We start from the raw sequence: 22,377 nt of genomic DNA on the forward strand, positions 1-22,377 counted from the left end.
CTTGTCCAAAGTGTTTAAAACCAATCACATTCATCTTTAATCTCTTCTTATCTGGATTTTTTATCAATTATCCGCATCTTATTTTAAATAATTTCAAAACTTTGACAATTCATTTGTTAATCCGAAACATATTCTGCACTTTTGTTAACGAAAAGTAAATTATACATAATAGTGCTACATTTTTCAACATACTACTCACCTGTTTTCTGCTCCATCTCCGGTGCAGAGTTCAGCACTATTACAATTACAACCATTACCCCGTTACGGGGTTAATATCAACATATCATCCAACGACCACCCAGGTGGTACTACCGGTAAAAGGGATAGGAACATTACGTACTAACAATATTAGACATGCAAGTATTAAAATTTGGCGGAACTTCCATGGGAAGTGCTCAGGCGATAGAACAAGTTTGTAATATCATTCAAAATAAAAAACCCAACGGGCGCTTTACTATCGTTGCTTCCGCTATGAGTGGCATTACCGATAAACTGATCCAGTGCGGACAGCTTGCCGGACAAGGACAGGAACAATACAGAAGTGTATTGCTGGAAATTGAAAACAAACACCTGGATACAATCCGCACCCTATTCCCGATTACGGTACAGAGTGGCCTTATCAGCCAGGTGAAGAAAAGACTCAACATACTGGAAACCCTTTGTGATGGGATATTCCAGGTGGGAGAACTGAGTAACCGGTCGCTGGATAAAATAATGAGCTTCGGAGAACTGATGTCCTCCTACCTCCTGGCAGAAAAACTGAAACTGAGTGGACTGAAAGCCGTATGGAAAGATAGTCGTGAACTGATAGTGACCGATAACAACTTCGGAAATGCTGCCGTAAATTTCCTTGCGACTAATCACCAGTCAGTACAATACTTCCAGCAGGAAAATGCAGACTACTTCGTTCTGCCGGGTTTCGTAGCTGCCAGTGCTGATGGAGAAACCACTACCCTGGGCCGCGGAGGTTCCGACTATACCGCCGCTATCATGGCTGCTGCCCTCAATGCAGAAGTACTGGATATATGGACAGACGTAAGCGGAATGATGACCGCCGACCCACGACTCGTATCACAGGCAATTCCCATCGCGCATATCAGCTATGCAGAGGCTATGGAGCTTTCCCACTTCGGTGCGAAAGTGATCTATCCGCCCACCATACAACCCGTAATGAATAAAAAGATCCCCATCTGGATCAAAAACACCTTTGCCCCCGACGATCACGGCACACTTATTCATATACAGGACGGTAACGAGCGTAGCTATCCCGTAACAGGTATCAGCGGTATCCAGAAAATAGCCCTGCTCACACTGGAAGGTAGCGGCATGGTGGGAATCCCCGGATTCTCCAAACGCCTGTTCGAAGCACTGTTACAGGAAAAAGTAAACGTGATCCTCATCACACAAAGCTCTTCTGAACATTCCATCACTGTTGGTATCCACGAAGCAGATATGCTGAAGGCAAAAACCACTGTTGATAGTGAGTTTGCACAAGAGATCCAGGAGAAACGTATCGAGCCGCTGATAGTGGAAAGAGATATGAGCATCGTGGCAGTAGTGGGTGATAAGATGAAAAATCATCATGGTACCAGCGGTAAACTGTTCGGCGCACTGGGCCGTAATGGAGTGAACATCCGCGCTATCGCACAAGGCTCTACAGAAAAGAATATCTCTGTTGTAATCAATAAAGCTGATGTAAAGAAAGCTCTGAACGTTATCCACGAAGCCTTCTTCGAAACACCACTGAAACAGGTAAACGTATTTATAGCCGGCGCCGGTAATGTAGGTAGCAAACTCCTGGAACAACTGAACCAGCAGCATAACTATCTTATGAATGAACTGGGACTCCACATCCGCGTGGCAGGTATTGCCAACAGCAAAAAAATGGTGTTCGGTCATGAATCCATCAACCTGCACGATTGGCGCTCCCTCCTTGAAAATGGAGAACAGTCAGACCTGGCTGCTTTTACACAAAAAATAAAATCTCTGAACCTCCGCAACAGCGTGTTCGTTGATAATACCGCCAGTAAAGAAGTTGCAGCTCTTTATGGAGAATTCCTTCAACATGGTATTTCCGTCGTTACCTGCAACAAAATTGCCTGCTCTTCCGATTATGCTTATTATAAAAACCTGAAGGAACTTGCCCGCAAGTTCAATGCGTCCTTCCTGTTTGAAACCAATGTGGGTGCAGGATTACCGGTGATCAATACACTGAATGATCTGATTCGCAGCGGTGATAAAGTACGCAGTATTCAGGCCGTACTGAGTGGTAGTCTCAACTTCGTATTCAACAACTTTGTGAATGATGCCAACTTCCGCAAGGTGGTGAAAGCAGCCCAGGATGAAGGATACACAGAACCGGATCCACGTATAGACCTCAGCGGTGTAGACGTAATGCGTAAAATACTTATACTGGCACGTGAAAGTGGTGCTGTGATGGAGATGGATGATATCACAAATCATTCCTTCCTTCCGGAAGAAGCATTAAATGCACCGTCTGTAGATGCATTTTATGATCAGCTGGATGTTCATGCCGCTCATTTTACTAACTTACGTGAACAGGCAGATAAAGAAGGCAAAAAGCTGAAGTTCGTGGCTAGTTATGTCGATGGCAAAGCCTCTGTGGGATTGCAATCCGTAGCTTCTAATCATCCTTTCTTTAACCTGGAAGGAAAAGATAATATCGTACTTTATACCACTAACCGCTATGCGGAACAGCCCCTGATAGTAAAAGGTGCTGGTGCTGGTGCAGATGTTACGGCTTCTGGTATCTTTGCTGACGTAATCAGATCTGCCAGATAGTTAACGAAACTTATACTTACTAAACATGGATAACGACTGTATAAAAGTATTTGCCCCCGCTACTGTTGCCAATGTGGCCTGCGGGTTTGATGTGATAGGACTGGCAATGGATGCTCCCGGCGATGAAATGATCATGCGCAGAAGTAATACTCCGGGTGTTACCATCACAGCGGTACACGGTGCCAACCTGTCTACAGACCCTGCTCACAACGTATGTGGCGTGGCAATACAGGCTTTGTTGCAAAAGTATGGCCACCCGGAAACAGGCATAGAACTGGAACTGTTTAAAAATATCCCTCCGGGAAGTGGTATTGGCTCCAGCGCGGCTAGTTCTGCCGGTGCTGTGGCGGGTGCTAACTACCTACTGGGGAACCCGTTTACACCCAAACAACTGGTACGTTTCGCTATGGAAGGCGAACGACTGGCCAGTGGTGCGGCACATGCCGATAACGTGGCGCCGGCCATCATGGGCGGCTTTACACTCGTAAGAAGTTACAAACCTCTTGATATTACGGCTCTGCATACTCCTGCGGACCTTTGGGTGACCGTCATCCATCCGCAGATAGAAGTGAAAACTTCCGATGCCCGCGAAATCCTTAAACAAAAAGTGCTGATGACAGATGCCATCCGCCAGTGGGGAAACGTGGGGGCATTGGTGGCAGGACTTTACCAGGAAAACTATGAACTCATCAGCCGCTCTCTGGAAGATGTGATTGTAGAACCCGTACGTGCTATTCTCATCCCTGCTTTCTATGAACTGAAAGTAAAATGTAAAGAAGCCGGTGCTCTCGGCGGCGGAATTTCCGGATCAGGACCTTCCGTTTTCATGCTGAGTAAAGGAGAAGCCAATGCACGCAGCGTGGCAGATATGATGAACACCGTGTATGCTCCGCTGGGAGTGGATTATAAGATCCATGTATCCCAGATAAACACTAAAGGAGTGAAAATAACAAAAGTGTAAAGACAATGAAATATTTCAGCTTACAGAATAAACAACATGTAGTTTCTTTTGAGGATGCAGTAGTACAGGGATTAGCACCCGATAAAGGATTGTATTTCCCTGAACAGATCCCTGCTTTTGAAAAGGAATTCATCAGCAAAATAGAAGAGCAGGCCGACCTTGACATCGCTTATGCGGCTATTAAACCATTCGTGGGCGATGAGATTCCCGAAGAAATTTTACGTAAAATCATTGCAGATACACTCAGCTTTCCTTTCCCGCTGGAAAAGGTAAAAGATAACATTTATGCGCTGGAGTTATTCCACGGTCCTACACTTGCGTTTAAGGATGTGGGGGCCCGCTTCATGGCTGGTTGCCTGGGGTACTTCCGCAGGAACGACTCCCGTCCGGTAACCGTGCTGGTTGCTACTTCCGGCGATACCGGCGGTGCTGTTGCCCACGGTTTTTACAATGTGCCGGGGGTACGCGTAGTGATCCTCTACCCTTCTGGTAAAGTGAGTACCCTGCAGGAAAAACAACTGACTACCCTCAATGGGAATATTACCGCCCTGGAAATAAAAGGCACTTTCGATGATTGTCAGCGTATGGTGAAAACCGCTTTCCTGGATGCAGAAATACAGGCACATTGCCTGCTCACCAGCGCGAACTCCATTAATGTGGCTCGCTGGTTACCACAAATGTTCTACTACCTGCTGGCCTGGAAGAAACTGAAAACTACTTATCCTGAAGTGGTATTCTCTGTGCCCAGCGGTAACTTCGGGAATATCTGCGCCGGTATGATGGCTGCTGCTATGGGATTACCCGTGAATCATTTTGTGGCAAGCACCAATATAAATGATACGGTACCACGCTTTATGCAATCAGGTAAGTATGAACCAGGACAAGCAACTCCTACCCTCTCCAATGCGATGGACGTGGCAGATCCCAGCAACTTTATCAGGATCCTGGAATTATTTGCCAACAGTCTGCCTGCTTTACAACAGAAATTAACTTCCTATAGTTTCAGTGATAAAGATACCGTGGCTACTATGGAACAGGTATGGGAAAAGGAACATTATATGCTGGACCCTCATGGTGCCGTAGGCTACCTGGGCTTGGAAGAATATCTGCAACATTCCGGCCAACCGAAAAACACCGCAGGTGTTTTCCTGGAAACGGCTCACCCGGTAAAGTTTGCAGACACCGCTCCAGCTGCATTACAGGAAAAAATAACTACTCCCGAAAGAGTACAGTCATTATACAGCCTTGAAAAGAAAGCAGTCCTGCTGCCGAACGATTATAATGCATTAAAAACATGGCTGATGCAGAATTAGTAAATTAGCTGCAAGCGATCTTGCAGCTAATTCTTTAATATTGTGGTATGAAATACCTTGGCCTTTTAATAATTCCTATCCTCTTTTCATGCCAGTCCAATTCCCCCGGACAACAGGCTGCTGATAAGACAGACGCTGACTCGGCTCTTTATGCACCTATGGTATTGCCTTTAACAGATTCATTGAGCAGGTTTCCCAACAATGCCGATCTTCATTTCAGAAGAGCGCTATTACTGTTTAATACCGATCCTGCACTGGCACAAAAAGACTTCGAGAAAGCAGCTGAACTGAAACCAACAGTAACCGACTACTGGGCAGGTGCAGGAGAAGCAGCATTGCTGGTGGAAAATTATCCAAAGGCTGTGGCCAGTTTTAAAAAGGCATTACATACAGCACCTTCCTATCCTTATCTTGAATACCGGCTTGCAACGGCAATGATAGAAAATAAACAATACAAACAGGCCGATAGCCTGGCTTCCGTATTGGCTGCGTCAAAGGATACACACGATAAGGCCTTTTACCTGAAAGCCCGCATTGCAGAAGAAAGAAAAGATACGGCACTCGCAATTAAACACCTCACCACTGCTATTGATGCAGCAGGTATGCAAAGTGATTATGAGGCCGTAATGGAACTGGGCGATCTGCTTCAGGACAGGCATCTTCCTGCTGCTATTCATTACTACGAACTCGCATCACGATTGGATTCTACAAATGCAGATGCACAATATTCCATTGGTCAGTATTACGAAAAAGATGGTAAATTAACAGAAGCGATCGCTGCTTATAAAAAAGGAATTGTCACTGATCCTGATGATGAAGACATCTATATGGCATTGGGAAAGATCTATTACAGGCAACAACAATGGCCGGCGGCATTCAACTATTTTAATATGGCTGCGAAGTCTTCACCGGCAGATGCGGAAGCTTATTACTACCGTGCCCGCTGCCACGCAAAACTTGGCCGCAAGTTAGCAGCTATTGATGATTACACCAAAGCACTCAACTTCCGTAAATCATATCCGGAAGCAAAAGCAGCATTGGATAGCCTTAAAAACATATAGAATGGAAAAAAGAACTACGCTTGTCGCACCGTCCCTCCTGGCGGCTAATTTCCTGGAGTTGGGCAAAGAGGTGGATCTGTTGAACCGCAGTGAGGCTGACTGGCTGCACCTGGATGTAATGGATGGTCGCTTTGTTCCCAATATCAGCTACGGTATCCCGGTAATAACCCAGATAAAGAAAGCAGCACGCAAAATATGTGACGTACACCTGATGATAGAGGAGCCGGAAAAATATGCTGAAGCCTTTCAGAAAGCAGGTGCAGATATCTTAACTGTTCATTACGAAGCCTGCATTCACCTGCACCGTAATATTCAACAGATAAAAGGCCTGGGCATGAAAGCAGGTGTGGCATTAAATCCACACACACCTGTACATCTGCTGGAAAATGTAATCAATGATATTGATGTGGTATTGGTAATGAGCGTGAATCCTGGTTTTGGCGGACAGCATTTCATTCCTCAGACGCTGAAAAAACTCAGCGATTTAAGAGATATGATCAAGGCTGCAAATGCACATGCACTCATAGAAGTAGATGGCGGTATCACCCTGGAAAATGCGGCTGATATTATTAATGCGGGAGCGAATGTACTCGTAGCTGGCAGTACGGTATTTTCTTCTGCAGATCCTGCTGCTACAATCAGGGCTTTGAAAGAAAGTTAAGTGTACTGTTGCAGTTTCAAAATAATTTCGCTGGACAAAGGTTTAGTAAGATATCCTTTCACAAAGGAGAAACTATCTACCTTTTTCCTGTCCTTATCATCAATAGAGGAAGTCAGCACGAAAATACCAATCTCTTTGGATAGATGTTCATAGAAGCTGGCGTAATCATTCAGGAATTCCCATCCGTCCATCACGGGCATATTAAGATCCAGAAGGATCAGATCGGGTAAAAGGTCGGGCTCATGCTGATGTTCTTTAAGATAATCAAGGGTATCCTGCGCATCTGAAAAAGTTCGAACGTTTTCACCGATTCCCTGCCTCCGAATCATAATATTTGCTATCTGTTGATGTATAGGATCATCGTCAACTATAAAGATCATATTAAGCAATTGCATAGAGGGACTTATTCGGGTTTAAAGGTAATGATAAATTTGGTTCCCTCACCGGGAGTACTTTCAGCTCTTATACTTCCTCCCATAGCTTCTACCTGAGTTTTTGTTATAAATAGTCCTATTCCTTTCGCATCCTTGTTTTTATGAAACGTTTTGCGGAAACCGAACAGTTTGCTGCCAAAGCGTTCCATATCAATCCCTAAACCGTTATCTTCGGCAGTAAGCACAATCCGCCCGTTCTCTTTCCAGCTTTTCAGATGCAGGGAGGGAATACGCTCCAGTGTTCTGTAACGGATGGCGTTGGTCACTAGATTTTGTAAGATGCTGTCCAGGTATACTCTCGGAAATTCCAGCATAGGCGCTTTCTCGAAACTGGTGGTAAGCTGAATACCGCTCACTTCAATATCTACAAGTAATACATCTTTCACATACTGCAATCTTTCCGCAAAGTATAGCTGTTCCCGTTCTACATCATCGTTCTTTCTTATCTGCACCACATCTACCAGATCATTGAGTGTTTCATCTATCTTATGAATTACCTCCTGCAGCATGCTCAGGTACAATTCCCGTTCCTGAGACTGTCCAGAAGCCATATACATCTGCATTAATGCTTTCAGATTGGCAATAGGTGCCCGCAGATTATGAGACGTGATATGTGCAAAGTCCTCCAGTTGCTGATTCTGGTTCACCAGGCTTTTGTTCAGCCTGTTCAGCTGGTTATTAGCCCGGTAAAGATCTTTCTGCATCTTGCGGCTTTCAGTAATATCCCTGATAAAAACCGAAAGAGCGCCGTCCGGCATGGGCGTAAGCATAAAATCATACCACTTGTCCATTCGCGAAAAATAGCTGTAGAAAGACTCCGATACATTACTCTTCATAGCTTCTGCAAACCGGATAGCAAAAGGTGTGTTGGCTGCAAATTCAGGAAGTGTAATAAAAATATTGCACCCGCGTTTAATATCACCACCACTCATTGCTACCGCTTTGCGGTTTACAAAGGTAACGAGACCATTCCGCTCCATCGTTGCATAGCCCATATCCACAGCATCGAATAACAGGTGTAGCTGTTCTGTATTGCGTTGTAATTGTGTACGGATTTTTCGTTCCCGTTTCTGCTCAGTGATATCATTCACAAGCATCACAACGATTTGTTTTTTATTAACAGGATCCTGTAAAGGCAATATTGTCAGATCCACCCACACCTCTTTTTGCAGATCTGTCCACTCTTTCTCCAGGGAAAAGTCCATCTGCATTTCAATCCGAAGCATCTTATTCTCTCCCATCACCTTTGCAAACAGTTTGTCAAACCCATATATAGAGGCAAAAGCATCACTCATGATGTTGTAATGTTTATCCAGAGCAGCCTCACGCATTCTGAAAAAACGGCGTTGTGTATGATTTACCCGTCGTACAAAACCATAGTGATCAAACTGAATATATCCAATAGGCAGGTTTTCTACGATATTATCCAGTAGCCGTTCACTTTTCTCCAGTCTTTTTACAGCCAGCTTCTGGGCTGTAATTTCATTCAACATCAGAAAAAGATCAGTGCTACCGGTTTCCCTGTTAGGAACGGGAAATACGGTTGCCTCATAATAGTAGGGCTGCAGGCGGGTAACACCATCCCTTATATCTTCTTTATATCTGAGCAGGATTTCACGCCTGGCAGGCTGGAGGGTATGCAATGCTTCCCTGAATAACTGACTTAATCCAATCTGTTGGTAAAAAGGATCTTCTATAATATTATAGTCGGGGTCTTTAAATAGCGGGTGCTCATCCCCCCATATCTCACGCTGGATAGTATTACTATCAACATGATAGCCCTCTGGCGTAAATTGTTGTAGGCCCACAGGTAAATTTTCAAATACCCTTTTATCATTCCGTCTGCGGCGGGATGTTATATTAAACCCTGTAAATAAATAATTAGTCCCGAAAGCACTTAACTGCCATTCCATCCATTCACCCGTATGACAATACATTTCTATGCTGGCAGAAAGCTCTGATTCTAGTCTCTGGCAAAGCTCAACCCAACAGATCCGGGTTCGTTTACTGATTATCTGATCGTAATGTCCTCCCCTTCTATAATGGTTCTCCAGCTGCAATAATTCCGCCGCTCTATCATTGGCCTCCAACAGGTACCCCTGTCCATCCAGTAACAACGCCGGTACAAGAGCAGCCAGTGCCTTGCCCATAGTGGCCTCATTCATAATTCCTGTAATAACACTTAAAAATAGTCAATATATTATTAAAAAGAAGTATTCTATTATCTTATTATCCCGTATTTCAGTTATTTGTATTGTTTTCCCCTTTAATTTTGTTAGTTTTCAACAATGTGGATTATCCTTTTTCCGGATGTGTGAAAGGATAAATATCTTTGAGCCTAAGGATCGTTAAACTATAATATCAATTAGGGATGAAAGTATTAATTCTAATGGGCTCAGAAAGCGACAAACCGGTAATGCAGGAAGCGCTGAATTTTTTACAGTTTTTTAATATTGAAGGTGAAATGGTGGTAGCTTCTGCACATCGTAATCCGGACAAGGTAAGAGAGCTGTGTATCACTGCGCAGGAAAAAGGCTTTGGCGTGGTTATTGCCGCTGCGGGTATGGCTGCAGCTTTGCCGGGAGTAGTGTCTGCTTATACTTCTTTACCGGTACTGGGCGTACCTTTGGAAGGTGGCTTACCGGGTGGAATTGATGCACTTTACTCTATTGTACAGATGCCTGCCGGATTGCCGGTTGGAACATTGGCAGTTGGAAAAGCAGGTGCAAGGAATGCCGCTGTATTGGCAGCGCGGATTCTCGCACTGGGTAATCCTGCAATTGCAGCAAAAGTAGAGGCTTTCAAGCAGCAGGGATACAAATTGTAGGGGGCCCTTGTTTGTAGAAATAAGGCAACGAAATCCGGAAACTTCCTGATTGTAGAAAAAGCTCTAACTTACTCCTTCAGGAGTTTCCTCTGTTTAAAAAGAATGCAGTAAGCCCTGTTTATGGTGTTTCTGCTGATCAACTTTCGGGCAGGGTCTCTAACTTCAAACATTTAAATCTATATAACAATTGACAGAATCAATCATCAATTTAGATAGCGTTAACCCCATTGAATTTTTCGGGGTAAATAACGGAAAGTTAGACTTGTTAAAAAAGAAATTCCCATTGCTGAAAATACTCTCCCGTGGCACACAACTGAAGCTTTCAGGTGCTCAGGAAGAAGTGAATGTTGCACAGGAAAAGATCACCCAGATCATCTCCTATCTGGAACGCAATGGTAATCTAAGCGAAGGTTATTTTGAACAGATTTTAGGCGATGAAGAAAAAATAGATAATTTCAAAGAAAATAATTCCAACGAAATACTTGTTTTTGGCCCTAACGGACGTAATGTACGTGCCAGGACTGCCAACCAGAAAAGGATGGTGGCACTGGGTGACAAAAACGATATTGTATTCGCCATTGGCCCCGCTGGTACAGGTAAAACCTATACAGCAGTGGCACTGGCAGTACGTGCATTGAAAAATAAGGCTGTCAGAAAGATCATCTTAACCCGCCCGGCAGTAGAAGCAGGTGAAAACCTGGGATTCCTTCCCGGCGATCTGAAAGAAAAGATTGATCCTTACCTGCGCCCGCTCTACGACGCACTGGACGATATGATCCCTGCTGATAAACTCACCTATTTCATGACCAACAGGGTCATCGAAATCGCACCGCTGGCTTATATGCGCGGCCGTACCCTGGATAATGCCTTTATTATCCTGGACGAAGCGCAGAATGCCACCGATCTGCAGATGAAGATGTTCCTGACACGTATAGGCTCTTCAGCAAAGGCAATCATTACCGGCGACCTTACACAGATTGATCTTCCAAAGAATATGAAGTCCGGTCTGGTAAAAGCTACCCGTATTCTGAGAAATGTAGATGGTATCGGTTACCTGGAACTGGATGAAGAAGATGTGGTAAGACACCGCCTTGTAAAAGCTATCATCAAAGCATACGATGCTGCTGATGCTGCGGTAAAGGAAAAAGAGGAACGCTAATACAATTAACACTTCATTAACAGTGTTTGTAGTATGTTCACCCTCCAAAACTGTAAAATTGCTAAAGTATTCCCGTCCTATATCGGTTTACAGTCTGGAAACCAACATTTTTCAAACTAAGGTGTAATTGCTGCGAACTTACAGGTAACTTCCTACAGCTGCTTTTTGTAAATTTCCACTTTCCTCCTATTTTTGTTAATTGTATTATAATGAACAATTGCATGATCAATTATCTGCGCATCCTTACCTTGGCGTTATTATTCGGTACTGTACTAAGTGGTTGCAAAAAACATGCTACCCCTCAGGAAGTAGCGCTCAGTTTTATGCATGCTATACAGGAATCGAACTTTGACCTTGCCAGGGATTACGCCACCAAGGAATCGCAACAGGTAATACAGCTATATTCCTTTTTTGATGCCCGCCGGAACAATACCGAACGGGATAAGATTAAAAAAGCAGGAATAGAAGTGATAGATACTGAGGAAAATGGTGATAAAGCGACAGTTACCGTGCTGAATTCTTCTTCCAAACAAAAAGAAAGACTTCAGCTGGTAAAGGAAAACGGACAGTGGAAGATCTCCCTGACATTCGAAAGTATTATTCCGAACTATATGCCGCCAGCCACGTCATTAGACTCCAGCAGTACGATTTTACAGCAGGATTCTATAGTACCGGCCGCACCAGTACCGGAAAAATAACCTGCATTTCCATATAATTTGCCAGCTATTACGGATTTACAATTCTGTTCCTTATTTTTGCCACGCACCAGCTAAAAGTTATAATTCCACATTACTTACAGTAAATCAGTTGCCACGGTCAAATGAAAACGACTTCGTGACTTCCTTTCTGTCTGAGTAATGCATAACAATTAACCGGAAGCACCAAAATAATATAAACGAAAAAAAATAGAAGATGACGACGAATAATCCCTGGCACAGCGTCAGCACAGGAAAAGAGGCTCCAAAGGTTGTGAATGCAATCATTGAAATACCTAAAGGTAGCCGTGCCAAATATGAGCTGGATAAAGAAAGTGGTCTGTTGAAACTTGACAGGGTACTGTATTCATCTGTGTATTATCCTGCCAACTACGGGTTTATACCAAAAACTTATTGTGATGATGATGATCCACTGGACATTCTCGTACTTTCACAGGTAGACGTGGTACCTATGTGTATCATGGAAGCTAAAGTGATTGGTGTAATGCGTATGATTGATGGCGGTGAAGCTGATGATAAGATCATCGCTGTGGCTGCTAACGATATGAGTGTAAACCATATCAATGATATCAGCGAGTTACCTCCGCATTTCACAGCTGAAATGCGTCACTTCTTTGAAGAATACAAGAGACTGGAACACAAAAAAGTGGAAGTAGCTGAATTCGAGAATAAAGACGTAGCTGAAAGGATTGTCCTGGAAAGCATCGATGGCTATAACAAGAAATTCGGAAATCAATAAACAAATGAGGGTGCATCATACTTTTGATGTACCCTCGTTTTATTCAAATCCCTGACGGGGATATGCAGTCATTTAACCAATTCTCCCGCCCTTTATTTAGTTTGGATAATCCCCTGAGCGCTCCTCAAAAATATCTTTTAATTATTCTCAGCTGATGTGTTCTTAACCCCGTATCCGCATTAATAATACCCTGATTATCAATTGGATCAACTCTCACTTTACCGGATGCATGTATAATCTCATGATCATTCAATAGTATGCCCACATGGGTAATCCGTCCTTCAGCATTATCGAAGAAAGCAAGGTCTCCGGTTTGTACTTCCTGTAAAAAATCCACCGTTTCACCTTGTGTAGCCTGTTGATAGGCATCCCTTAGCAGTGGTATTCCAAGCGTTTTAAATACTGTTTGTGTAAATCCGGAGCAATCGGCTCCAAATACTGACTTTCCTCCCCATAGATAAGGTGTGTTCAGGAAGAGGAAAGCCTTTTCCAGCAGATCTTTTTTGTCCACTTTAGAGCCATTCCCCGGGCACTCTTTTAATGTTCCCTCAAATTTTACTGGTATATTATTTCCCCAGATTGTTACTGGTTCAACTACTTGCTTTACGATGCAGCCAAATGGTACATGCATTGTTTTTTCATTTATCTTTACAGTATTCACCCAACTGGCAGTGTAATGTGTATATGGTGCCAGGAACAATTTTTCATCAATGATTTCCAAATGATTAAAAGTACCCCACCCCTCATACCCATCAAACTGGCATTTTACCTTAACCCAGCCGTCTGATCCGGTAACGATAATTTCAACATTTTCTCCCCATAAAACCTGGGAGATCATTTCGCTTCTATGTGCTGGCTCTGCCCGTAATGGCATTATAGGCACAACAGTAATAGCATATGGCATATTAATTGTCTAAATTAATCATATATTCAAAGAGATAACCGAACCTTTTAGGTTCTTATATGTAAATATAAGTAACACTATGCTTCAGCAGTTAACTAATTTATCTGATAAAGAATTGATTTCCCGGGCAAGAAAGCTGAGAGATCTGGAGGCCGAAGGAGTACTATTTGAAAGGTATAGCCATCTGTTAGTGGCTATTTCCATGCCTTATCTGAATAATGGTCCCGGTACCACACCTGAGGAAATGTATCCGGTTATTTTACAGCGCCTTAGTAACAGTATTAAAACACAAACTATACCCAAGACCAGCGAATGGATTCATTATACCGTTAAGGCCCTGAATAATAAATCAGAAAGGAACTCTCCCTTTTTCCCTTCCAGCGAATCAAGAGAAGTACAACAGGTAGAAAACAGCGTAGAAAAAGCTGGCAATAATTTATTGGAACAGCAACAACTGGTTATCAAAATACGACATTTTTTTAGTCAGCTGGATGCCGATGAAAAATATTTCCTGCAACAGTTTTATACAGAGCAAAAATCTTTTGCTGAACTGGCTGCTGCAAAAGAGTGCCCTGTTGAAAAAGTGAGACAGAAACTCAGAGAGGGTAAACAGAAAATAGCTTCTTTAATGATGACTCAAACAGATGGAAAATAATTTGGAAAACAGCAACAAGATATTAAAGACTTTCAGCACTATCCGTTGTCTGAACAGAGATCAGCTGCCCAGATATCTGGATGGCAGGTTAACAGATGTGGAGAAACACCTGGTGGAACAGCACCTGGTGGACTGTGACCTCTGTTATGATGCTTTACATGTACTCCAGCAACCTCAATACAGGGATAAATATCAATCACTGTCAGTAAGTATTCAGCAGTACATCCGCAACAGTATTAAGCAGGTTTCGCATATACAGAAAGCCGAACGTTACCAACGGAAAGAACAGAAAAAAGAAAGTCTTTTAATATACTTCTGGATAGTAGCAGCTATCGCAATATTTGCAGGTGGTATTTACCTGGTTCAACAAGGTAACAGATTCAGATCCCTCTCATCAAAACCATTGGCAAGTTCAGGTAGTGTCCCTACCATTCAGGCTTCCAATCGTGAAGAGGTGAAACAACAATCAGTAAGTTCTCTACCTGTTCCCAGACCGGATACAGCAGTTGGACAGGCGGGCATTGTTACACCATCTCCTGTACCGGTTAAAGAAAGCAGTGTGAAACCTGTTGTTAAAAAAGATACATTAAAAGCAGCCCCCGTAGTATCGAAACCCGAAGTAAAAACAGATGATACGACTGTAAAGAAGCCTGTGGTACCAGTAAAACCTCCTGAAGATAAAGAGGAGAAAAAAGCAACACCCGTTGTGGTACAGAAAGATTCTCCACGGGTAGTGAAAGAGAAAAAAGCAGATACACCGGAAGCAAAAATAGTCCCTAAAGACACTCATAAAGATGACGATGATAAAAAGCCGGCTCCTTCTGCTCCTACCAGCACAGATGAATTTCTATATAAGGCAGCTATGGTGTATCATCAGCAGGGAGATCTGAATGAAGCTATTTCCCGCTATAAACATCTTTCTACAAGTAACAGCAAATATGGAGAATTGGCCCGTTACCAGCTGGCTGTATGTTATCGCAGTAAAGGACAAACGGGTAAAGCACGCCGTATGTTTAAAGAAGTAGTGAATATGGGCGGTAGCATGAAAGATAAAGCACAGGCAGCACTGGATAATTTATAAAATACCATTACAGTTCGGACTGCCTTTAGCCATTTGGCATACGCTTGATACTGTCCAATACATATTCTGATGTCCATACGCTTGATAATGCCAGATAAAATTAATCCCAAATGAGTACAGCCCACAATTGCCCATCTGAATCCAAAACAATTGCTCCGAACAAGAACGATAAAAAAAAGCTCCTTTAGCCGGCCTCACCCCTTCATTTTTATGGAATTAAATCATTCCTGCATCTATATATTATAAGTTTTTATCTTTATACCGTGAATTATAAAAACAGCCAGGAATTAACAGACGAAGAATTGTTACAACGGTACAGAGCCGGTGAAGATAGCAATTGGATTGGCATCCTGTTCGACAGATATGCCATACTCCTGTTGGGTATGTGTATGAAGTACCTTAAAAATGAGGAAGATGCCAGGGATAGTGTACAACAGATCTTTTTAAAAGTGCTGGCAGAAGTAAACAAGCACCAGGTCCAATTCTTCCGTGCCTGGATTTACATGGTGGCAAAAAACCACTGCCTGATGCAGTTAAGGCACAAGCAGCAGATCCGTCAGGAGGAAGTGAATGAAAATCTCCTGAACAGTCCTGCAGGTGAGGAAGAGGATAAGGCAAAATTCGTAGAAAAGGATAACTTGCTGGAAAATATGCAGCATGCGCTGGAACAATTGAATCCTGAACAGCGGGTGTGCGTAAAACTGTTTTATCTGCAAAAAGTATCCTACCAGGATATTGCAGCACAAACAGGTTATACTTTATTGCAGGTGAAGAGTTATATACAGAATGGAAAGCGGAACCTGAAACTCTTATTAAGCAAACACGGATAGATCCGGTGAAGAATATTATTATGGACGACTTTATGAAGGAAGAATATAACGACCTTTTCACAACTACACAATGTCCTGCACAGCAAGAGCTGCTGGACTATGTGCAGGGCCGGCTATCGCCGGAAAAGCAGCATGAAGTGGAACTTCATCTGGCTGATTGTGAATTGTGCAGTGAAGCTGTGGAGGGATTGGCTGCGTTCAGGCAGAAAGAACAAATCCCCGGAATGTTAAAGCAGATGAAAAAGCAAGTGCTTCGTAAGCTGCGTACACGTAAGCGCAGGAAAGATCAGGTAGCTTACTTCACACAACTGGCTATTATAGCCCTTGTGATCCTGTTCATTTTACTCGCTGCTTTCTGGACATATCATTTTATGACACATAAATAGTAGCAGTACAATAATAAATAAGCCGGCTCATTTGATTGAGCCGGCTTATTTATTATTGTAAGTGAGTTGGATCTTATTTCAGATTATCCAGTTTCTTCTTAACAGCTTCTACTTTATCAGTCTGGTTCTTGATAGCGTAGATTTTCTGTAGAGCATACAAACAGCTCTCGTAAGTTTGTTTGTCGCTTGGTTCTAAGCTGGCTGCTTTTGCTGTGAAGTTCTCATCTGCTTTCTCAAAGAAAGGCAGTGCAGTATTCATCAGGCCTTCTACTTTAGTTTGCAGTTCTTTCGCTTTAGGAGAGCTCTGTTGTTTGCTGTCCATGCCATTCAGTTCCTTGTTGAAACCTACTGCACGGTTAAAGTACAATGCACCTAACTGGAAGTTAGCAGTAGCATCATCAGCTTTCAGTTCAATTGCTTTTTTATAAGCACCTTCTGCTTTGCCCATCAACTCATCATAGTTCGCTGGTTTTGGAGCATCTTCATTTTTCTCAGTGTGAGGATTAGCCAGGTTATCTACACGGATACCATAGTCTAATACTGTCTGGAAATCATTAGGATTTTCCTGTACCTTCTTTTCAAGCATAGTCAGTAATTCTGAAGTTTTACCGGTTTTGGAGTAATAGATCATCTCCATATCGTTAAAACGCTTGTCCTTAGGGAACATTTTCTTACCGTCTTCGATAGCTTTCAGCCAGTTTGCATTATCACCTTTCTCTTCGTAAGCCTGAGCCAGGATTACAAACAGTGCAGGTTCACCTTTAAATTGCAGATCTGCTGCTTTCTTGAGGTAAGTGATAGCATCATCTTTCTTACCGGCCATATTTGCAGCATAGCCAGCATAAAAGGTCATAGAAGTATCTGTTGGAATAGTACCACCCAGGTTCTTTCCATTGTAAAATTCAGCAATTGAAAATGCTTCAGAGAAGTGTCCGTAAGCAGAATCCCATTTCTGGTCATTCAGGTTACCATAACCAACGTTACCTACTGTAGCGTAGAGGTTGAACATACCACGGTTCAATTCCAGTAATGCTTCAGGCAGTTTAGGATTAATTTCAAGCGCTTTTTTGTACGCCTGGAATGCTTCCATTGCCTCAGCAGAATTCTTATCCTTAGTGGCAGAAGCTTCAAATACCTTACCTTTTACGTACCAGGTCTTAGCCTCATTCTTAGTCTTTTCATTCTCCAAAGCGGCCTGGATATCGGCCTTTGCTTTAACCAGATCGTTACTTTTCACTGCCTCATCTGCACTGTTTACCTTCGCTCTCTGCGCCATAGCGGACACACCCACACTGCAAAAGATAAAAGAAACCAATAGTTTTTTCATGAGCTCAATATTTTTTTGTTTGCTATTCAATTGATGTTAGATGTTTCCGTGTTTATTACAGACATAATAAATACAATCAACCAACTGTTCACCATTAGTTGACATAGGTAGTTTAACGTATTTTTTAATTATTTATTCTACAGGTTCTTCTTCTGTCGCGGCTTCATCATCACCAGTAGCTTCATCTGTATCAGTATCAGTTGCGGCTTCCTCTCCTTCTGTTTCGCTTTCCGTTTCAACCAAAGTTTCGCCAGCTATACCAGCTACCACTTCTTCACCTTCCGCAAGTATTACTTCAGGCTCTTCCTGTTCGTCCAGGCGCGCTACAGCAGCAATTTCATCACTTTCATCCAGTCTTATCAAACGTACACCCTGTGTAGCCCTTCCTGCTTCACGGATGTCAGCAACTGCCATACGGATAGTAATACCGGATTTACAAGTGATCATCAGGTCATCTTTCTCCGTTACATCCATTACAGCTATCAGACTACCTGTTTTTTCAGTAACATTGATCGTTTTTACCCCTTTACCACCACGGTTGGTAATCCTGTAATCATCAATATCAGTACGTTTGCCAAATCCCTTCTCAGATACTACCAGTACGGTTCTCTCTGCATCTTCCTTATTTACACAAATCATACCAACTACTTCATCCTTGTCGTTATCCACCTCTATACCTCTTACACCAATCGCACCACGGCCGGTATCACGTACTGTACTCTCAGGGAAGCGAATCGCACGACCGCTCTTGATAGCCATCATGATCTGGCTGTTACCATCTGTCAGCTTAGCTTCCAGTAACTGGTCGCCTTCGTTGATAGTAATAGCATTCACACCGTTCTGACGCGGACGGGAGAATTCTTCCAGTAAAGTCTTTTTGATAGTACCATTACGTGTACAAAGGATGATGTAATGGGTGTTAATGAAGTCTTTATCGTTCAGGTCCTTGATATCTATAATAGCCCTGATTTTATCATCTGTAGGCAGGTTGATCAGGTTCTGGATAGCTCTTCCCTTGCCACTCTTCTCGCCTTCAGGTATTTCATATACTTTCAGCCAGAAACAACGTCCTTTCTCAGTAAAGAACAGCATGGTATGGTGGGTAGATGCTACGAACAGATGTTCTATGTAATCTTCGTCACGTGTTTTTCCTCCTACAGCACCACGACCGCCACGTTTCTGCTGACGGTAATCATAAGCAGATGTACGTTTGATATAACCCAGGTGAGAAATGGTGATTACCACATCTTCTTCTGCAATGATATCTTCCATGCGCATTTCGCTGGCCAGGTACTGAATCTCTGTTTTACGCTCATCACCAAAACGCTTCTTCACATCTTCCAGTTCCTCACGGATAATCTTGAAACGCAAACCTTCATCAGACAACACATCTTTCAGATAACCAATCAGCTTCATGATCTCATCGTATTCTTCCTTGATCTTGTCGCGCTCCATACCTGTAAGACGTTGCAAACGCAATTCCAGGATGGCTTTAGACTGAATCTCACTCAGTTCAAACTTACTCATTAATCCATCGCGGGCCTCATCCGGAGTACGGGAAGCACGGATCAGGGCAATCACCTCATCAAGATGATCCAGAGCAATCAGGTAACCCTGCAAGATGTGTGCTTTCTCTTCCGCTTTACGCAGATCGAAACGGGTTCTGCGTACAACAACCTCATGACGGAAGTCCACAAATTCAGATAACAGATCTTTCAGGTTCAGTACACGCGGACGTCCTTTTACAAGGGCCACATTGTTGATACCATAAGAAGTCTGCAGCTCAGAATATTTATATAACTGATTGATAACTACGTTAGCAATCGCTTCTCTCTTCAATTCAATAACAAGACGCATCCCTTCACGGTCACTCTCATCACGTGCTTCAGCAATACCTTCAATGATTTTATCATCAGCTAGCTGGGCTATCTTCTGATGCAGAACTGCCTTGTTAATCTGGTAAGGTAATTCATAGATTACCAGGCGTTCACGACCGGCTTTTGTAGTTTCCACATTCACTTTACCACGTACCACTACCCTGCCACGGCCTGTTTCAAAGCCTGCTTTTACACCGTCATAACCGTAAATGATACCACCGGTAGGAAAATCCGGAGCCTTTACATGTTTGATCAGTTCTTCGATAGTAATATCACGGTTTTCAATGTATGCAATAGCACCATCCACTACTTCGCTGAGGTTGTGCGGCATAATGTTGGTAGCCATACCTACGGCAATACCAGACGAACCGTTTACCAGCAGATTCGGGATCCTTGTAGGTAATACGGTAGGCTCCTGCAAAGTATCGTCAAAGTTCAGTGCAAAATCCACTGTTTCCTTGTCTATATCTTCCAGCATCGCTTCCGCAATACGCTGTAAACGGATTTCCGTATAACGCATTGCTGCCGGAGAGTCACCATCCACAGATCCAAAGTTACCCTGACCGTCTACCAGAATGTAACGCATGGTCCACGGTTGTGCCAGACGCACAATTGTATCGTAAATGGAAGCATCCCCGTGAGGATGGAACTTACCCATTACCTCACCCACGATACGCGCTGATTTCTTATAGGCCTTGTTGCTGTTGTTGCCCAACTCATTCATACCAAATAACACCCTGCGGTGTACAGGCTTCAAACCATCTCTTACATCAGGCAGTGCCCTGCCCACAATTACAGACATTGAGTAGTCTATATAAGCAGTTTTCATCTGCTCTTCAATGTTGATCTGGACTATCCTGCCGTCGTTATGTGGTTCTGTATTTTCTGACATTATAATGTTGGTTTACAATTTATTTTGCTAAAAAAACAAATAAGCGCAAATATACCCATTTCAGGCCGTATTCCGGCCTGATTGACATAAAATGTGAATAAAAAAGGAATTGTCATATAATACAAATAGCATATACAATAGTAACAAAATATGCAGATAGCAGGATTTATCATTAATTTGCAGGAACTCTTTTAATAATTGTATTATATCTTAAAAAAGAGAAATATTGGGAAATTAAAATATTGGCAAACATTTTGTTTCTAACCCCATGAGAATCAGAGTGTCATGGACGGACAATTAAAATTAAGCTCTTTAACAGGCAAAATTTGCTGAATTTTCGAACATTAGTATCAGAACTTATGTTAAATCCCTGTTCCGAAACTATACTAAACCAAAGATGAACAAAGTATTATGAAGAATATTCTATTGTTTGGTGCCGGTAAGTCGGCCACCTGCCTCATCGATTACCTGCTGGCGAATGCTCCAAGGCAGAAATGGCATGTGACTGTTGCGGATCATGATCTGGCACTGATCAAATCCAAGACTGGTAAATCTTACTACGTTACTCCTGCAGCGATCGATATCAAAGATCAATCTGCAAGACAAAAACTAGTACAGGAAACAGATCTTGTCATTTCTCTACTACCTCCTCCGTTGCACATAATTGTAGCAAAAGACTGCCTGCAGTTTGGCAAAAATCTGCTCACCGCTTCTTACATAGATCCGGAGGTGCAGAAACTGGAAAAAGAGATCGAAAAAGCAGGCCTCCTGTTCATGTATGAAATGGGACTGGACCCCGGCATCGATCACATGAGCGCTATGAAACTCATCCATTCCATTGAGAAAAAAGGTGGGCAAATCTCTGCGTTCAGATCGTATTGCGGCGGACTAATCTCCCCGGAAAGTAATGATAACCCCTGGCAGTATAAAATATCCTGGAATGCCCGCAACATAGTGCTCGCCGGTAGCTCCGGTGCTACTTACCGGGATAAAGGAAAAGTGAAGGAAGTTCCTTACGAACACCTGTTCGATCAGTCCAAAACCATCCATATCCCCAGCCTGGGCAAATTAGCTTATTACCCAAACCGGGATTCCGTGGGATATATGAGTGCTTATAAACTGGAAGAGATTCCTACTTTCATGCGTGCTACCCTCCGTTACCCCGACTTCTGTGAAGGATGGAGCACCCTGGTGAAACTGGGATTAACTGATGATACCCAAAAAATACAGACAGATGATCTTACTTTCTACAAATGGACTACCCAGAACATGAAGGTTATTGATAAGCAACTGAGTAATGAAGAAAATATTGCCAATCATCTGGGAATCAGTGCAAAGTCAAAAATAATCCGGCAGTTGAAATACCTGGGACTGTTAAATGGTGAAGTAATTAACCAGGGCGAACAAACCAACGCCACTTTGTTGCAAACTATCATGGAATCCAAACTGAGCATGGAACAGTCGGATAAAGACATGATTGTGATGATGCATGAAATTGAGTTTGAACGGAGAGGAATGACCACCCGGCTGCATAGCTTCATGATATCACAAGGTGAAGATAATATGCGTACTGCAATGGCTAAAACAGTAGGTTTACCACTGGGTATTATGGCTAAACTGCTGCTGCAGGAGAAGTTTAATCTCACTGGTTTACACATCCCCATCCTGCCAGACATTTATAATCCCGTCCTGAAAGAACTGGAAGATTATAATATCCGCTTTGAAGAAAGCTTTGAATAGTATGGAATGACC

The 22,377-nt window shown here is 42.9% G+C and carries 19 protein-coding genes; 14 read left to right on the forward strand and 5 right to left on the reverse strand.

What is annotated here, in order from left to right:
• Window positions 1–354 precede the first annotated feature (354 nt).
• The 5 genes from thrA to rpe are packed head-to-tail and all read left to right on the forward strand — an operon-like array spanning window position 355 to window position 6,798.
• A complete protein-coding gene (thrA, locus tag BM176_RS09740; RefSeq protein WP_090102290.1) occupies window positions 355–2,802 on the forward strand; it encodes a bifunctional aspartate kinase/homoserine dehydrogenase I in 2,448 nt (815 codons plus the stop codon).
• A 25-nt stretch (window positions 2,803–2,827) separates the two neighbouring features.
• Entirely contained in the window at window positions 2,828–3,763 is a 936-nt protein-coding gene (locus BM176_RS09745) for a homoserine kinase (RefSeq protein WP_090102292.1), read from the forward strand.
• Between the two features lie 5 nt (window positions 3,764–3,768).
• Window positions 3,769–5,076 carry a threonine synthase gene (gene thrC, locus BM176_RS09750; RefSeq protein WP_090102294.1) on the forward strand — a complete coding sequence of 436 codons (1,308 nt, stop codon included), beginning with the start codon at window positions 3,769–3,771 and terminating at the stop codon, window positions 5,074–5,076.
• Between the two features lie 47 nt (window positions 5,077–5,123).
• The gene (locus BM176_RS09755) at window positions 5,124–6,137 is read left to right on the forward strand and encodes a tetratricopeptide repeat protein (protein ID WP_090102296.1); all 1,014 of its coding nucleotides are present in this window, start codon (window positions 5,124–5,126) and stop codon (window positions 6,135–6,137) included.
• Between the two features lies 1 nt (window position 6,138).
• Window positions 6,139–6,798, forward strand: a complete 660-nt coding sequence (gene rpe, locus BM176_RS09760) for a ribulose-phosphate 3-epimerase (RefSeq protein ID WP_090102299.1) — start codon at window positions 6,139–6,141, stop codon at window positions 6,796–6,798.
• Here the strand turns inward: rpe and BM176_RS09765 are convergent.
• Window positions 6,795–7,178 carry a response regulator gene (locus BM176_RS09765; RefSeq protein WP_218162174.1) on the reverse strand — a complete coding sequence of 128 codons (384 nt, stop codon included), beginning with the start codon at window positions 7,176–7,178 and terminating at the stop codon, window positions 6,795–6,797. The genes rpe and BM176_RS09765 overlap by 4 nt on opposite strands.
• A 23-nt stretch (window positions 7,179–7,201) precedes the next feature.
• Window positions 7,202–9,397, reverse strand: a complete 2,196-nt coding sequence (locus tag BM176_RS09770; RefSeq protein ID WP_090102302.1) for a PAS domain-containing sensor histidine kinase — start codon at window positions 9,395–9,397, stop codon at window positions 7,202–7,204.
• Between the two features lie 206 nt (window positions 9,398–9,603).
• On the opposite strand from BM176_RS09770, the gene purE reads away from it, so the two are divergent.
• From purE to BM176_RS09790, 4 genes are all read left to right on the forward strand, one after another.
• Window positions 9,604–10,059: a 5-(carboxyamino)imidazole ribonucleotide mutase gene (gene purE, locus BM176_RS09775; protein ID WP_090102304.1), complete on the forward strand. Its 456-nt coding sequence runs from the start codon at window positions 9,604–9,606 to the stop codon at window positions 10,057–10,059.
• Between the two features lie 187 nt (window positions 10,060–10,246).
• On the forward strand, window positions 10,247–11,218 hold the full coding sequence (locus BM176_RS09780; protein ID WP_090102306.1) for a PhoH family protein: 972 nt from the start codon (window positions 10,247–10,249) through the stop codon (window positions 11,216–11,218).
• 209 nt (window positions 11,219–11,427) lie between these two features.
• Complete coding sequence (locus BM176_RS09785; protein ID WP_090102308.1) at window positions 11,428–11,916, forward strand: DUF4878 domain-containing protein; 489 nt, start codon at window positions 11,428–11,430, stop codon at window positions 11,914–11,916.
• A gap of 214 nt (window positions 11,917–12,130) precedes the next feature.
• Window positions 12,131–12,673 carry an inorganic diphosphatase gene (locus tag BM176_RS09790; protein WP_090102310.1) on the forward strand — a complete coding sequence of 181 codons (543 nt, stop codon included), beginning with the start codon at window positions 12,131–12,133 and terminating at the stop codon, window positions 12,671–12,673.
• A 124-nt stretch (window positions 12,674–12,797) separates the two neighbouring features.
• Here BM176_RS09790 and BM176_RS09795 read toward each other — a convergent pair whose 3' ends face one another.
• A complete protein-coding gene (locus BM176_RS09795; RefSeq protein ID WP_090102312.1) occupies window positions 12,798–13,577 on the reverse strand; it encodes a C40 family peptidase in 780 nt (259 codons plus the stop codon).
• Between the two features lie 79 nt (window positions 13,578–13,656).
• On the opposite strand from BM176_RS09795, the gene BM176_RS09800 reads away from it, so the two are divergent.
• The 4 genes from BM176_RS09800 to BM176_RS09815 all read left to right on the forward strand — a co-directional run bounded on the left by BM176_RS09800 (window position 13,657) and on the right by BM176_RS09815 (window position 16,529).
• Entirely contained in the window at window positions 13,657–14,232 is a 576-nt protein-coding gene (locus tag BM176_RS09800) for an RNA polymerase sigma factor (RefSeq protein WP_090102313.1), read from the forward strand.
• Window positions 14,222–15,313, forward strand: coding sequence for a tetratricopeptide repeat protein (locus tag BM176_RS09805; protein ID WP_090102315.1), 1,092 nt, complete (start codon window positions 14,222–14,224; stop codon window positions 15,311–15,313). Before BM176_RS09800 ends, BM176_RS09805 begins: the two co-directional genes overlap by 11 nt.
• 263 nt (window positions 15,314–15,576) lie before the next feature.
• Window positions 15,577–16,143: an RNA polymerase sigma factor gene (locus BM176_RS09810; RefSeq protein ID WP_090102317.1), complete on the forward strand. Its 567-nt coding sequence runs from the start codon at window positions 15,577–15,579 to the stop codon at window positions 16,141–16,143.
• Window positions 16,144–16,148: 5 nt separating this feature from the next.
• On the forward strand, window positions 16,149–16,529 hold the full coding sequence (locus BM176_RS09815) for an anti-sigma factor family protein (RefSeq protein WP_143097770.1): 381 nt from the start codon (window positions 16,149–16,151) through the stop codon (window positions 16,527–16,529).
• A 73-nt stretch (window positions 16,530–16,602) separates the two neighbouring features.
• Here BM176_RS09815 and BM176_RS09820 read toward each other — a convergent pair whose 3' ends face one another.
• Together BM176_RS09820 and gyrA are read right to left on the reverse strand one after the other, a co-directional pair.
• On the reverse strand, window positions 16,603–17,856 hold the full coding sequence (locus BM176_RS09820) for a tetratricopeptide repeat protein (RefSeq protein ID WP_143097771.1): 1,254 nt from the start codon (window positions 17,854–17,856) through the stop codon (window positions 16,603–16,605).
• A 132-nt stretch (window positions 17,857–17,988) separates the two neighbouring features.
• On the reverse strand, window positions 17,989–20,625 hold the full coding sequence (gene gyrA / locus BM176_RS09825) for a DNA gyrase subunit A (protein WP_090102323.1): 2,637 nt from the start codon (window positions 20,623–20,625) through the stop codon (window positions 17,989–17,991).
• Between the two features lie 411 nt (window positions 20,626–21,036).
• Between gyrA and BM176_RS09830 the strand changes: the two genes are divergently transcribed.
• Window positions 21,037–22,365, forward strand: a complete 1,329-nt coding sequence (locus tag BM176_RS09830) for a saccharopine dehydrogenase C-terminal domain-containing protein (RefSeq protein ID WP_090102325.1) — start codon at window positions 21,037–21,039, stop codon at window positions 22,363–22,365.
• The last annotated feature ends 12 nt before the right edge of the window (window positions 22,366–22,377 follow it).

The organism is Chitinophaga sp. CF118, assembly GCF_900112615.1.
Taxonomy (GTDB): Bacteria; Bacteroidota; Bacteroidia; order Chitinophagales; family Chitinophagaceae; genus Chitinophaga.